Origin of the sequence: Secundilactobacillus paracollinoides DSM 15502 = JCM 11969 (assembly GCF_001311135.1) — a bacterium.
Classification (GTDB): domain Bacteria; phylum Bacillota; class Bacilli; order Lactobacillales; family Lactobacillaceae; genus Secundilactobacillus; species Secundilactobacillus paracollinoides.
In genome coordinates, this window is sequence record NZ_BBAG01000004.1 from 16,568 (window position 1) to 30,101 (window position 13,534).

Annotated in this window: 11 protein-coding genes and 4 pseudogenes; 14 read left to right on the top strand and 1 reads right to left on the bottom strand. The window is 47.1% G+C overall.

Features of this window, described 5'->3' with window-relative positions:
* The first annotated feature begins 2 nt into the window (after window positions 1-2).
* The 11 genes and pseudogenes from hemA (at window position 3) to JCM11969_RS02805 (ending at window position 8,945) form a co-directional block, all read left to right on the top strand.
* Window positions 3-1,292 (top strand): glutamyl-tRNA reductase, encoded by a 1,290-nt coding sequence (gene hemA, locus JCM11969_RS02755; RefSeq protein WP_054707952.1) that lies wholly within the window; start codon window positions 3-5, stop codon window positions 1,290-1,292.
* Window positions 1,282-2,204, top strand: a pseudogene (gene hemC / locus JCM11969_RS02760) (hydroxymethylbilane synthase). The gene hemA and the pseudogene hemC overlap by 11 nt, the downstream one beginning before the upstream one ends.
* Window positions 2,205-2,285: 81 nt before the next feature.
* Window positions 2,286-3,257 (top strand): porphobilinogen synthase, encoded by a 972-nt coding sequence (gene hemB, locus JCM11969_RS02765; protein ID WP_054707955.1) that lies wholly within the window; start codon window positions 2,286-2,288, stop codon window positions 3,255-3,257.
* Window positions 3,258-3,409: 152 nt separating this feature from the next.
* Window positions 3,410-4,650, top strand: a pseudogene (gene hemL / locus JCM11969_RS02770) (glutamate-1-semialdehyde 2,1-aminomutase).
* A gap of 5 nt (window positions 4,651-4,655) precedes the next feature.
* Window positions 4,656-5,405 (top strand): hypothetical protein, encoded by a 750-nt coding sequence (locus tag JCM11969_RS02775; RefSeq protein WP_054707958.1) that lies wholly within the window; start codon window positions 4,656-4,658, stop codon window positions 5,403-5,405.
* Window positions 5,402-5,998: a bifunctional adenosylcobinamide kinase/adenosylcobinamide-phosphate guanylyltransferase gene (locus tag JCM11969_RS02780; protein WP_054707961.1), complete on the top strand. Its 597-nt coding sequence runs from the start codon at window positions 5,402-5,404 to the stop codon at window positions 5,996-5,998. The genes JCM11969_RS02775 and JCM11969_RS02780 overlap by 4 nt, the downstream gene beginning before the upstream one ends.
* A 24-nt stretch (window positions 5,999-6,022) precedes the next feature.
* Window positions 6,023-6,681: pseudogene (locus JCM11969_RS02785) on the top strand (adenosylcobinamide-GDP ribazoletransferase); the annotation flags it as partial.
* An 83-nt stretch (window positions 6,682-6,764) separates the two neighbouring features.
* Window positions 6,765-7,079 carry a histidine phosphatase family protein gene (locus tag JCM11969_RS19590; protein ID WP_054707963.1) on the top strand — a complete coding sequence of 105 codons (315 nt, stop codon included), beginning with the start codon at window positions 6,765-6,767 and terminating at the stop codon, window positions 7,077-7,079.
* Window positions 7,066-7,350 (top strand): histidine phosphatase family protein, encoded by a 285-nt coding sequence (locus JCM11969_RS19595; RefSeq protein WP_054707966.1) that lies wholly within the window; start codon window positions 7,066-7,068, stop codon window positions 7,348-7,350. The genes JCM11969_RS19590 and JCM11969_RS19595 overlap by 14 nt, the downstream gene beginning before the upstream one ends.
* A gap of 18 nt (window positions 7,351-7,368) precedes the next feature.
* Window positions 7,369-8,088: a uroporphyrinogen-III synthase gene (locus JCM11969_RS02800; RefSeq protein ID WP_054707970.1), complete on the top strand. Its 720-nt coding sequence runs from the start codon at window positions 7,369-7,371 to the stop codon at window positions 8,086-8,088.
* A 150-nt stretch (window positions 8,089-8,238) separates the two neighbouring features.
* Window positions 8,239-8,945 (top strand): annotated as a pseudogene (locus JCM11969_RS02805) (MIP/aquaporin family protein).
* A 261-nt stretch (window positions 8,946-9,206) separates the two neighbouring features.
* On the opposite strand, the gene JCM11969_RS02810 reads toward JCM11969_RS02805, so the two are convergent.
* Window positions 9,207-10,328, bottom strand: coding sequence for a helix-turn-helix domain-containing protein (locus tag JCM11969_RS02810; protein ID WP_054707973.1), 1,122 nt, complete (start codon window positions 10,326-10,328; stop codon window positions 9,207-9,209).
* A 344-nt stretch (window positions 10,329-10,672) separates the two neighbouring features.
* On the opposite strand from JCM11969_RS02810, the gene JCM11969_RS02815 reads away from it, so the two are divergent.
* The 3 genes from JCM11969_RS02815 to JCM11969_RS02825 are packed head-to-tail and all read left to right on the top strand — an operon-like array spanning window position 10,673 to window position 13,522.
* Window positions 10,673-10,966, top strand: coding sequence for a BMC domain-containing protein (locus JCM11969_RS02815; protein ID WP_054707976.1), 294 nt, complete (start codon window positions 10,673-10,675; stop codon window positions 10,964-10,966).
* A 33-nt stretch (window positions 10,967-10,999) separates the two neighbouring features.
* On the top strand, window positions 11,000-11,824 hold the full coding sequence (pduB, locus tag JCM11969_RS02820) for a propanediol utilization microcompartment protein PduB (RefSeq protein WP_082409141.1): 825 nt from the start codon (window positions 11,000-11,002) through the stop codon (window positions 11,822-11,824).
* Between the two features lie 21 nt (window positions 11,825-11,845).
* Entirely contained in the window at window positions 11,846-13,522 is a 1,677-nt protein-coding gene (locus JCM11969_RS02825; RefSeq protein ID WP_054707979.1) for a propanediol/glycerol family dehydratase large subunit, read from the top strand.
* The last annotated feature ends 12 nt before the right edge of the window (window positions 13,523-13,534 follow it).

Sequence of the window (13,534 nt, forward strand, 5' to 3'; positions counted from 1 at the left end):
CCATGTTTGTCATCTACGTCAGTCTGAACTATCAACAGCTGCCGATCACGACCCGAGAACAGCTCGTTTTCAGTAAGGATGAGCTGACCCGGGCGAACGCACTGTTAAGTGACGAAAAATCGATCCTCGAAAATATGATATTATCAACGTGTAACCGAACCGAAGTTTACGCCGTGGTCGACCAGATCCATACCGGCCGATACTATATCAAACGGTTCTTAGCGAACTGGTTTCATGTCAGTATTGACCAAATCACACAGTGGGCGCAGATCGGGTTTAAACAGGACGCAGTTGCCCACTTGTTGCGTGTGACAACTGGGTTAGAGTCGCTGATCGTCGGCGAGCCGCAGATCCTAGGACAGGTGAAGGAAGCCTTTTTTACCGCTAGAGATCAGGGAACAACGGGGGTCATCCTTAACCATCTGGCTAAAACTGCTATCACGTTTGCTAAGAAACAACACACAACGTATCGGGTCAGTGAACTGGCTAAAACATCGGGACAGACTGGGTTACATCAAATTAAACTGAGTTTGAAAGACCTGACTGACAAGCATTTAGTCATTGCCGGTCTTGGTGATGTCGGCACTCATGTCCTAAAAAATGCAAGTACCATGGGTTTTCAAGACATCACCATTTTAAATCGGACAAACGAGCGGGCGACCGCGCTTGCCGCTAGCTATGGTGAGACGGTGCAGGCAGCTGATTGGGATAAACTGGCTGTTGCGGCTAACGCTGCGGATGCTGTGGTTTTAGCAACCTCAGCTAAACAGCCGGTGCTCAACGGCCATACCTTGGCGAGTGGCGCAACCAATTTGAAGACGGTCGTTGATCTGGGTGTGCCGCGTAACGTCCACAGTGAGGACCTGCCAACTGAAATCACCTACTTTGACATTGACCATCTGACGGCGATTATCTCTGAAAACCAAATGGCTAAGGGTGAGATGCTTGAAGCGATGGCAGCCCAAGTACCAGCGGCAGTTGATGCCTTCTTTGTTTGGCAGCAACAGCTTCACGTGGTGCCCGTCATTCAAGAGATTCGTGAGTCGGCACTGGACGTTGAGAAAACCGCGTACGACAGTTTATTGCGTAAACTGCCAGAGCTAGATGCCCATCAGCGCAAAGTAATCAGCAAGCACATGAAATCGATCATCAACCAGATGATTCTTGGTCCCATTAAGAGTGTGAAGGAACTCTCTTTGCAGGATGATGCTGACTTGGACCTCGCGTTTGTTTGCCAGATCTTTGGTCTTTCAACGGACTTAGTTAAACAGGAGCAGCCTTATGAAAAATGAAGTTATTGTTGGATCCCGTAAATCGCTGCTGGCCATGTGCCAATCTAAATTGGTCATCGCAGCCTTACAGGAACGCTTCCCAAACATCACGTTTAAGATCAAGGAAATCGTGACGCAGGGGGACCGTAATTTAAAAGATAGTTTACAAAAAATTGGTGGGAAGGGCGTTTTTGTGAAGGAAATCGAGGCCCAGCTGCAAACTGGCGAGATCGATTTTGCGGTTCACAGTCTAAAGGACGTCATGCCTGTCTTACCGGATGATCTGATGATTGGGGCCATTCCCAAGCGTGAGTCGCCGTTTGATTGTCTGATCAGCCCGCGGAAGTTTTCGAGCTTAACAGATCTACCCGAGGGGGCGCGCATTGGCACGAATAGTTTGCGCCGTCAGGGCCAGCTGCTGCATTTGCGCCCGGATGTTCAGGTGATTCCAATTCGTGGTAACGTGGATACGCGCATCAAGAAAATTGAAACGGAACACCTGGATGGCGTTATCTTGGCCGAATCGGGGTTGGATCGCCTGCAAGTGCCATTAGATGGCTCTACCGTCTAAGCTTGAAGGATGATATCCTGCCTGCAACGGGGCAGGGGGCACTCGCCATCGAATGTCGCAAAACAGATGCCGACACCTTGGCCCTGTTGAGTACGATCGACGATGCAACAACCCAACTGAACGTTCGCGTGGAACGCGACTTTCTGCGTGCTCTTGGTGGCAGCTGCAATTACCCAATTGGCGCCTTTGCTGAGACGACTGGCAGTCAGGTCACCTTTAAAGGCCTGGTTGCATCGCCGGATGGCCACCATTTATTCAACAAAATAGTCCAGGGCGCGCCTGAGGATAACCTTGGCCAACAAGCTGCTGAGACATTAATTTCAGAAGGCGCTTTGAAATTAATTGAATCAACGTTAAAATAAATTTATAAGCTGGATGGTGACGCTTACTTGCTGACAATGCGGTAAGCGGTCGACACCCAACAGAAAGAAGCGTTTATCATTATGGTTACATTTGATCGTCATCGTCGTTTAAGAAGCAGTGCTGCAATGCGTGATCTCGTCCGCGAGACGCACTTGGAAAAGTCTGATCTCATCATGCCGGTTTTCGTAGATGCCACGATTTCTGATAAGGAAGAAATTGCCTCCATGCCTGGCATTTTCCGGTATAGTCTCAATACGATCTTAGATGAAATTAAGGAAATCGTTGATCTTGGTATTCAGTCGATCATCATTTTTGGGATTCCAGATCACAAGGATGACGTCGGGTCAGGCGCGTGGGAGGATGACGGCATTGTGCAACAGGCCATCCGTAAGATCAAGGCAGCCTACCCAGACCTCATTGTCATTGCCGACACCTGTATGTGTGAGTACACATCCACTGGCCATTGCGGAATCGTGAAGGATCACAAAGTGTTAAATGATGAATCACTTAAATACAACACTAAGGTTGCGGTCAGCCAAGTAAAGGCCGGGGCTGACATGGTTGCGCCATCAAATGCGATGGACGGGTTTGTTGCCGCTATTCGTGAGGGCTTGGATAAAGCTGGTTATATCGAAACGCCGATCATGGCTTATTCCGTTAAGTTTGCATCAAGCTTCTACGGCCCATTCCGGGATGCTGCTGACGGCGCCCCACAATTTGGCGATCGTAAAGGCTACCAGATGGATCCGGCTAACCGTCTTGAAGCAATTCGGGAAATGAAGAGTGATGAAGCCGAAGGGGCTGATTTTACCATGGTCAAGCCAGCGATGGCGTTTGCTGATATCATTCGTGATGTGCGTAACAACACCAATTTGCCGCTCGTGGCCTATAACGTTTCAGGCGAATATGCGATGGTTAAAGCGGCTGCCGCAAATGGCTGGATCAATGAAGAACAGATCGTTAACGAAGTGCTGGTGGGGCTTAAGCGTGCTGGTGCTGATCTGATCATTACCTATTTTGCGAAGGAAGTTGCTGCTCGGATGGCTCAGTAGTCGGGATGTGTTGAGGCGTTTGCGTTTAATCTGTGTTTTAGATAATAATGAAACGACTTAACCGGCAACGGCAATACTCATTAAGAAGGGAACCAAACACATTGAAGAATTTTGACAACTCAAAAAAAGCGTTCAAGGAAGCGCAGGGTTACATGCCAGGTGGTGTGAATAGTCCAGTTCGTGCGTTCAAGAACGTGGGTGGCGACCCGCTGTTTATTAAACAGGGAAAAGGGTCACACATTGAAGATATTGATGGGAATACGTACATTGATTACGTGCTCTCGTGGGGACCGCTGATCTTAGGTCATGCTGATGATCAGGTCGTGAGTGCGCTCCAAGCAGCCACGGCGAAGGGAACCAGCTACGGTGCGCCAACAGAATTGGAAACACAGCTGGCAAAGAAGATCCGCGAGATCGTCCCATCCGTTGAAATGATGCGGATGGTGTCCTCTGGGACGGAAGCCACGATGAGTGCGATTCGTCTAGCCCGCGGTTTTACCCACCGTGATAAGATCGTTAAGTTCATTGGGAACTACCATGGGCATAGTGATTCATTGCTGGTTGACGCGGGTTCCGGGTTAGCCACGTTTAACATCAACACGTCGCCAGGTGTGCCAAAGGATTTGGCTTACGATACCTTGACCGTGCCATATAACGATGTTGAAGCATCAAGGCCGTGTTCGAAAAGAACGGACCAGAAATTGCCGCTGTGATCGTTGAACCAATTGCGGGAAACATGGGTGTAATCCCTGGGACCCAAGAATTCCTGGATACGTTACGGCAACTGACAACTGACGCAGGATCACTGCTGATTTTTGACGAAGTGATGTCCGGTTTCCGGGCAGCCTACCATGGTGCGCAGAGTTTGTACCACATTAAGCCAGACCTGACCACACTTGGTAAAGTTGTTGGCGGCGGCTTGCCCGTTGGCGTCTTTGGCGGCCGGCGCGACATTATGGAACACATTACGCCGGATGGCAGTGTTTACCATGCTGGGACACTGTCAGGTAATCCCCTTGCGATGACTGGTGGGTTGAGCACGCTTAATCAGCTGAATGATAACCTATACAAGAACATGACGGCTAAAACGACGCGGTTAGTTGAAGGCATCAAAGCCGCAGCAGATGCGCACGATGTACCGATCACAGTGCACCACGTTGGGACGATGTGGAGCTACTTCTTCAACGGTGGCGACGTCAACAACTTTGCGGACGTGCAAGCCAGCGATGTGGCCTACTTTGCGAAATTCTTTAAGCAGTTGCTGCAACAGGGTATCTACACGGCACCATCACAGTTTGAAACGAACTTTATGTCGAGCAAACACACGACGCAAGACATTGACGACACGATTCAGGCGTTCAACGATGCGTTCGACGCCGTGAATAACGGGTAAAACAGATGAAAAATACACAGTTTCGAGACTTAACGTTAGCACCGATCACTTCTGAGGAATCACTCGTGATCGCGTGCGACAGCAGTGCCGGAATTGGGGAGAAAAAAGCAGACGTTGTAGCCGTTGATCCAGCTATTACGGCTGCTTATTCTTTAAGGGTTCCCTTGCTCGAGTTAATGTGCTATGGTGCCCAACCCATAACGGTGATCGATACGATCGGCAATGAGCTGGTGCCGACAGGTGAAAAAATGATTGCGGGGGTGCGTGCCGAAATGGCGCGGGCGAAGTTAGCTGATGTGCCGCTAAATGGCAGTACCGAAGATAACATGGCCACAATTACAACCTCCATTGGTATTACGGTGATCGGCCGCATTCAAAATAACATGATGCCGACGACCGCAACGGCTGAATTGACAGTTTTCCAGCTGGGGGTGCCGTATGTTGGCGATGAAGTGGTTGCCCATTTGGACAGCATTTTCAGTTATGATACGGTGCGCCAAATCAGGCAACAGTCTGCAGTGGTGGACATGCTGCCGGTTGGATCAAAAGGCGTCACCTATGAGCTCGGCCAGATGGCGCAGACTCACGGACTTGCTATTCATTATCTGGTCGACAGTGAAGCGCCAGCGTTGCACACGTCAGCAGGGCCGGCAACGGTTGTGCTGGTTGCTGTGACAAAAACGCAGGCGGCGGAAGTGACCCAGAAATTTCCAGAATTAGTTGCGATTGCGGACTTGAAGGAGGCGATAAAATGACAAACAGCTTAACACTCGTGACGGGCGGGGCAAAGAGCGGTAAATCCGTGTTTGCCGAGCAATCTCTTCAAGATGATGCGCGAGTCTGTTATATTGCCACTGGCGTGATGACGCAACCGGATCCGGAGATGCAGTTGCGTATCAAAACGCACCAAAAACGGCGGGAAGCCAAGAATTGGGTGACTGAGGAGCGTTTTAAACAAGTTGGTGAGTTTGTGGCTTCCAGTCAATACGATGCCTATCTGCTGGATGATGCTACGATGCTCAATACCAACTTATTTTACGATTGGGCAATTGAATTTGCTAGTTCGCGCCATCTTGAGCTTGATGATGCCATCGACCAGATGACAAGCGATGAGATTGCCATGGTCAGCCACCTTATTTTTGAGGCGTGGGAAAGCATCATTTCAGCCTTGCAGAAAACCAGTCAGTCAATGGTGATCGTGACTAACGAAACAGGTCTGGGCATCGTCCCGGCAACGAAGCAGACCAGAATATTGCGAGATATTTATGGTCAAGTTAATCAGCGTCTGGCCCAAGCCGCGGACCATGTGTATTTTGTCGTCAGTGGATTACCGCAACAGTTGAAATAATTGGGGGTTCGTATGGGACAAGCAATGATTTTATACGCGCAATTCTTCACGCGCATTTCGATTCCAATTGAAATAAAGGATGCAACGACTAAATTTAAAAATAATATTCAGTACTTCAGCCTCTTTGGACTCTTATTGGGCTGCATCGAGGCGCTGATCTTCTGGGGGTTCGCTAGTATTTTTCCACTGTGGTTTGCTTGGATGATCTACTGGATCACAGATGGTCTGCTCACGGGCGGCTTTCATTTAGATGCGCTTGCGGACACCGCTGATGGGTTGTTTTCATCGCGGAAACCAGAACGGATGAAGGAAATTATGCACGATAGCCGGCTGGGGACAATGGGCGCGCTGGGGCTGATCTACTTTTACCTGATCGTTATCGGCAGTGGTATTGTGATCTGTAACCAGTTACCCCTTTGGCAGTTGATCGGACTCACCGCGGTGATGACAATGATGGCCAAAACGGGTATTGCACTACTGTTTTACAAGATGGTCTACAACGGCGATAGTGGTCTTGCCAGTATCTGGGTCGGCGTGAAGACTTGGCGGATCGTTGCCTCGCAGGTGCTCGCAATTGTGGTGATCGGCGCGGTGTTGCAGTGGCCGGGACTAGTTGGCTATTTAGCATGGTTGTTTTCGGGTATTTTTATCGGCGCTTTCATATTCGATTATTAAAGGGCTTCAGCGGTGACACCATTGGCGCCTTTGGTGAGCTGTCGCAGGTTGTCTTCCTGCTGGTCTATAGTGGGATTATAGAGGTGCTAAAATGACGCTATTTGTGACCCGTCACGGTGAAACAACGCTTAATCAGCAACGTAAATTTTACGGTGCGCTGGATGTTCCGATTGATGAACAGGGCCGACAACAGGCAAGCCAACTGGCTGCCAAGCTACGCGGACAACCGCTAGACGTCATTATCCGTAGTGATACGCGTCGCACGCAACAAACGGCTCAGCCCATTATCGAAGACCACCCGAACGCAGAAGTACTCGTTAATCCCGGCTTGAATGAAAAAGGGTTTGGTGATTGGGAGGGCTTGGATGCGGATGAAATTGAGGCCAAGGACAGTGACCTGGCATGATTGGATTGCCAATCCCTTTGATGTAACGCCCAATGGTGCGGAATCTTTCGCTGATTTTTCTAATAGGGTACTGACTACTGTTGCAACGTTGATGCCGATGTTCAATCAAACGGCAAACATGTTACTAGTGGCCCATTTAGGGACACTGCGCGTCATGCACCAAGCGTGGGTACCGGGAACGGTTTTCTGGAACCTCGACTTTAAGGCGGGCCACTATTCGACGTATCAGATTCAAGGTGGCAAGGGACTTCTACAAGCGCTAAATCGTTAAAATGAGAAGGTGTTTTAAGTGGCATTTTTGATTACGTATCCGAAAGAAAAGGTCTCAACTGAGTTTCAACGGGCACTCGCAACGGTAACGACGCCGTTGTATATGTCGTTGCGTGAACTGGTCGCTAGTCAGTTAACGCCGTCAGAGGTGGCTCAGATTGCCCAAGCCGAAAACATTGTGATCACCAGTCCCTTTGCACTCCAGCTCTATTTAGGACAATATTGGCAAGACCAGCGGCAACCACACTACTATGTCTTAAGTCAAAGAATGGCTGATCAGTTACGTCGCCGCGGGGCAACTCAGGTGCACCAGTCTCAATCGGAAAATCAGGCCAGTTTGGCGCAACTGGTGCAGCATAGTACCAATGCTCCCGTGCTGTGGTTAACCGGCAATCGTCACGTCAAACAAAATCGGTTGTCGGCACTCGTAAATGTGCACCAAATGATCTGTTATAAGAACACTTGGTCGCAGCAAAAGGAGAACGAAATTGTTGCCGCGTTACAGGGTCAAACCATTAATCGAGTGCTGGTCACTAGTCCGTCGTCTTACACTCGGCTTCGTGTGATTGAGTCGCGACTTTCAAAGGTGTTTTCATCAGTCACGTATTATACGTTAGGCGATAGTACATTTACTGAAATCAACAAATTTAGCCATGACGTTGTTAAACCTGTTAACAGGCAACACGTTCTTGGACAAATGCTTATGAAAATGTGCAATGACGAACGGGCAGACCAGTAAAATATTGAACGACATCACACATTATTGTTGTAAGGAATCACATTTATGTTGTAAAGAAGTGAAAATAATGTAAATAAAGCGCTTACAAATATGCTAATATTAGTTTGTTAATTGTGAATTAACAAACTAATATAAAGGTGGGTGTCACTAATGGATGGTTTTATTGGTGAGTTTTTCGGCACTGCAATCCTGATTCTCTTAGGAGCCGGGACTGGTGCTGGGATCAACTTAAATAAGACGTATGCCAAAGGCTCAGGTTGGCTGTTCGTCTGCCTGTCATGGGGTATGGCTGTTACCATGGGGGTCTATGTTGCAGGTCTTTTGGGTTCAGATGGGCATTTGAACCCTGCAGTTACAATTCCATTTGCAATCTTCGGGTTGTTTCCATGGAATGAAGTTTTGCCATATTTAGCAGGTCAATTCTTAGGTGCGTTTTGTGGCGCAGCAATCGTCATGGTTGCTTTGGGGCACACTTTAAAGAAACCAAAGGGGAAGAGAATGGGAACACTGTTGGGATATTTGCTACGATGCCAGCAATTAAGTCACCACTTTTCAACTTCCTCTCAGAAGTTATCGCAACATTTGCGTTTGTCTTTATTCTTCTTAACTTAGGTAACTTCACAACTGGCTTGAAACCACTTGTTGTTGGTTTCTTGATCTTCGTCATTGGTACTAGTTTAGGGACGACCACCGGGTTCGCCATTAACCCGGCCCGTGACTGGGGTCCGCGGTTCGCGTACACGATCTTGCCTGTTTCTAACAAGGGTTCAGCTCATTGGGACTATGCATGGGTTCCAATGTGTGGTCCACTGATCGGTGGTTTTCTTGCCGCCGCATTGGAAACGGCTGTTCATTAGTCATCCTGCACTTATTCAAATAAAAATGCTATCAAGTTAATTTGATAGCATTTTTTTGCGTATTCAGAAAAGTGTCCAGTATACAATGTCATAAATTAAGTATTTTTCCTAAATTACGATGTGAAATTGAAAATAGGAGAGACTTTTAATTTATCAAACGTTAAATGGATGAGAAAACCAACTATTACTTAATTGTCGTAGGATAATTGACGCGTGTTCAAAAAAATACCATTATTTTTGCTTGTACCTGGTAAAAATGACCTAATTCGCGAATGCCGTGTAGATCCACTGTACAACTGACTTGCCTTTAATGCTGACAGCACTCGATGGCACCGTCGGCTGTTTACAGTCAACGGTATAGATCCAACCGCGAGAGCCGGTCGAGTCGGCGAGGTTGCTGATGTTATTAAAGTACGGGTAGCCATTTACCGGCTGCGAGAAGTAGGCAATGTCATTTTTTTGGAAATAGCGTTTTGAGACGTCAAAAACGGTGTCACTTTCCTGCCAGGTAATATCGCGGTGAATTGTAAAGATCTTTTGAATCGACGTATTCTGGTGGCGGTATTCCGATGGTGTCAGACCAGTGCGTTGCTTAAAGATCTTGGTGAAATAGCTCGTCTGTTGGAAGCCGATTTGATTCGCAATGTAGTTGATCGGCAGCTTAGACAAAGCGAGTTTTTCACTGGCTACTGCAATCTTTCGGTAGTTCACGTAGTCGATGAAGTTGACGTCGAGGATCTTCTTAAAAATTCGACTGAGGTAGGACGGGGACAAAAAGACTTCTTGCGCGACGGTCGACAGTGAGATCGTGTGCCGAATGTTCTTTTCAATATATTGAATGGCGGCATCAATACTCTGGGTGACGCCATCATCCTCACTTTGGACAGTGGGCTGCGATTCAGTTTCTACATTGTGGTACTTATTGCGGTCCGTCTTGACCGGCTGCGTGGTAATTTGATTACCTTCTGCTGTTGAGGCACGCAAGAAAGTGTCGAAGTAGCGGATTTTAGACAACTGCTCCGTATCTAGGGCATCCCAGACAGACACGGTGATGTTGAAATCCGGTTCTAGCAGTTGATTAAAGATATTTTCGAGATAACTTCTAGAAAGATAAATACGCTGTTGGGAAACGTTTACTGAGTTACAAATAATGAATCCCCATAGGCGATGCTCAATGGTGACAGGAAAAATCGCGTAGACCTTTAACGCATCAAAGTTGATATTCTTTTGGACCTCGTCAAGCCCTGAGTACACAGCGTTATCCTTTAGTAATTGCTCGTCTAAGGTATAAAAAACAGTGTCGATCTGAGTAATACCGGCGAACGTCGCAACCGCCCCTGCAAGTGTACGATAGTCTTCTGTTTTAAGTGGATAGTCGATCATAAATGGTCCTCCTCCAATTGTATGAGAAGCGGTTCACGTACACTGTATAAATACGGTAAACGATGCCAACTCCTTTACAATTGATTTTAAAATAATCGCAACGGTAGTTCAACATAATTTTTAAATTAATTTGTATTATTTTGCACTAATGCCATATTCTTTTGAAAGCGTTTACCTTTTTTGACATCGCGAAATACACTTGATTAAAATATCACAAATAGAATCACCTATAATGTAAGTGTTTTCAAAACTAATTGGAAATGCGCGGAAATTAGATAATAACAACTTCTCAAACGTTTACTGTCTAACGTCACTGCACTTCCAAAATTTAGGAGGAAGCTCTAATGAACCAAGAAGCTTTAGGATTAATCGAAACGAAAGGTCTGGTTGCCTCAATCGAAGCAGCCGACGCAATGGTCAAGGCCGCAAATGTTGATTTGGTGGGCCAAGAAAAGATTGGTCATGGGTTAGTCACAGTTATGGTTCGCGGTGACGTTGGTGCCGTAAAAGCCGCTGTTGATGCTGGTGTTCAAGCAGCTGAAAATATCGGTGAAGTCTTATCTAACTACGTCATTCCACGTCCACATAGCGATGTTGAAAAGATTCTCCCAGATCCTAAGAAACTCTCTGCAGAATAGTCAGTTAGCCTGATTATTAAAGGAGATTAGGGTATGAGTGTGAATAAAGACGCGTTAGTTGAGCAAGTAATGAGTGAGCTCCTCAAAAAAGGAATCTCGCTTGATGATAAAAATCAGTCAAATGCATCGGGAGGATTCGAAATGAATGATTTTTTAAACTCTACTAGTGTTGTCCCTGAGTTTGTTGGAACTCGAGAAATCGGTGACACCATTGGTATGTGTATTCCCAGTGTTGACCCAACTTTGTTAGATCAACTGCACATTACAAAGAAATACTCTGTACTTGGTATTCTTAGTGCTCGTTCAGGTGCTGGCCCACAAATTATGGCCATGGACGAAGCTGTTAAGGCAACCAACACAGAAGTTGTCGATATCGAACTTCCACGTGATACAAAGGGTGGCGCTGGTCACGGTTCTTTGATTCTTGTTGGTGGGTATGATCCTTCAGACGTTCGTTCAGCTATTAATGTAGCTTTGGATAACCTGAGCCGGACTTTTGGAGACGTTTATAACTCTGCTGCTGGTCACTTGGAATTACAATTTACTGCCCGTGCTTCAGGCGCCTGCCACATGGCATTCGGCGCTCCTGAAGGCAAAGCATACGGTTTGATTTGTGGCGCCCCTTCTGGGATCGGTGTTGTTATGGCCGATACTGCAATTAAAACTGCCGGGGTTAACGTTCTTTCCTTTGCTTCTCCTAGTCATGGGACCAGCTTCTCAAACGAAGGGATGGTTCACATTAGCGGTGATTCAGGTGCCGTTCGCCAGGCCGTTATTGCCGGCCGTGAAGTTGGCCTTAAGCTTTTGGCACAACTTGGCGAAACTCCAGTAAATGATTTTCCATCATACATTAAGTAGTAGCAGAGAGGAGGAACAATATTGGAACGTCAAAAAAGATTTGAAAAATTAGAGAAACGTCCAGTTCATTTAGATGGGTTCGTTAAGAACTGGGATGATGAAGGATTAGTTGCCCTTAACGGTAAGAATGATCCAACACCAAGTATTACGATCGAAAACGGTGTTGTTACTGAAATGGATGGTAAGAAGAAGGCAGACTTCGACCTTATCGACAAGTACATCGCCGAATACGGGATCAACTTGGACAACGCTGAAAAGACTTTAAAGACCGATTCAGTTAAGATCGCCAACATGATGTGTGATCCTAACGTCTCCCGTGCTGAAATTATTGAATACACAACAGCTATGACTCCTGCAAAGGCTGCTGAAGTTATCAGCCAGTTGAACTTTGCTGAAATGATCATGGCAACTCAAAAGATGCGGCCACGTCGGACACCTATGACACAAGTCCACGCCACCAACACGTTGGATAACCCAGTTGAAATTGCTGCTGATGCTGCCGAAGCCGCTTTACGTGGGGTTCCTGAAGAAGAAACCACGACTGCCGTTGCTCGGTATGCGCCAATGAACGCCATTTCAATCATGGTCGGTGCTCAAAGTGGCCGTCCTGGTGTTATCACCCAATGTTCAGTTGAAGAAGCTGACGAATTGAGTTTAGGGATGCGTGGGTTTACCGCCTATGCCGAAACGATTTCCGTTTATGGGACTGACCGGGTCTTCACTGATGGTGATGATACCCCTTGGTCAAAGGGCTTCTTAGCTTCTTGCTACGCTTCACGTGGGTTGAAGATGCGGTTTACTTCAGGTGCCGGTTCAGAGGTTATGATGGGCTACACTGAAGGTAAGTCAATGCTTTACCTTGAAGCACGTTGTATCTACATTACCAAAGCATCAGGTGTTCAAGGCCTGCAAAACGGTGGTGTTAGTTGTATCGGGATGCCAGGTGCCGTCGTAGGCGGGATCCGTGAAGTTCTCGGTGAAAACTTACTATGTATGTCACTTGACCTTGAATGTGCTTCTGGTAACGACCAAGCCTTCTCTCACTCTGACATTCGTCGGACTGGCCGGATGATCGGTCAATTCATCGCCGGTACTGATTACATTTCATCAGGGTATGCCGCCGAAGAAAACATTGATAACACCTTTGCTGGGTCAAACATGGATGCCTTAGACTTCGATGATTACATTACTTTGGAACGTGACTTGGCCATCAATGGTGGGATCATGCCTATCACTGAAGAAGAATCAATCAAGATTCGTCACAAGGCCGGTGTTGCTCTCCAAGCTGTCTTTGATGGGTTAGGCTTACCACCAATCACTGATGAAGAAGTTGAAGCCGCAACTTACGGCAGCAATTCAAACGACATGCCAAAACGTGACATGGTGCAAGATATGAAGGCTGCTCAAGACTTAATGACTCGTGGTATTACGGTCATTGATGTTATCAAGGCCTTATACGACCACGATATCAAAGACGTCGCTGAAGCTGTGCTTAAGTTAGCTCAACAAAAAGTTTGTGGTGACTACCTGCAAACATCCGCTGTCTTCTTGGATGGTTGGAAGTGTACTTCAGCTATTAACGATGCTAACGATTACAAAGGCCCAGGTACTGGTTACCGTCTATGGGAAGACAAAGACAAGTGGAACCGTCTAGAAAACGTTCCGTGGGCTTTGGATCCTCAGAAGTTGGAATTCTAACCAGACAGGTCG

Excerpts from the sequence above, each read along its gene's own strand:
- hemA (WP_054707952.1), top strand. The coding sequence starts at position 3 with ATGTTTGTCATCTACGTCAGTCTGAACTATCAACAGCTGCCGATCACG.
- hemB (WP_054707955.1), top strand. The coding sequence starts at position 2,286 with ATGGTTACATTTGATCGTCATCGTCGTTTAAGAAGCAGTGCTGCAATG.
- JCM11969_RS02775 (WP_054707958.1), top strand. The coding sequence starts at position 4,656 with ATGAAAAATACACAGTTTCGAGACTTAACGTTAGCACCGATCACTTCT.
- JCM11969_RS02780 (WP_054707961.1), top strand. The coding sequence starts at position 5,402 with ATGACAAACAGCTTAACACTCGTGACGGGCGGGGCAAAGAGCGGTAAA.
- JCM11969_RS19590 (WP_054707963.1), top strand. The coding sequence starts at position 6,765 with ATGACGCTATTTGTGACCCGTCACGGTGAAACAACGCTTAATCAGCAA.
- JCM11969_RS02810 (WP_054707973.1), bottom strand. The coding sequence starts at position 10,328 with ATGATCGACTATCCACTTAAAACAGAAGACTATCGTACACTTGCAGGG.
- JCM11969_RS02815 (WP_054707976.1), top strand. The coding sequence starts at position 10,673 with ATGAACCAAGAAGCTTTAGGATTAATCGAAACGAAAGGTCTGGTTGCC.
- pduB (WP_082409141.1), top strand. The coding sequence starts at position 11,000 with ATGAGTGTGAATAAAGACGCGTTAGTTGAGCAAGTAATGAGTGAGCTC.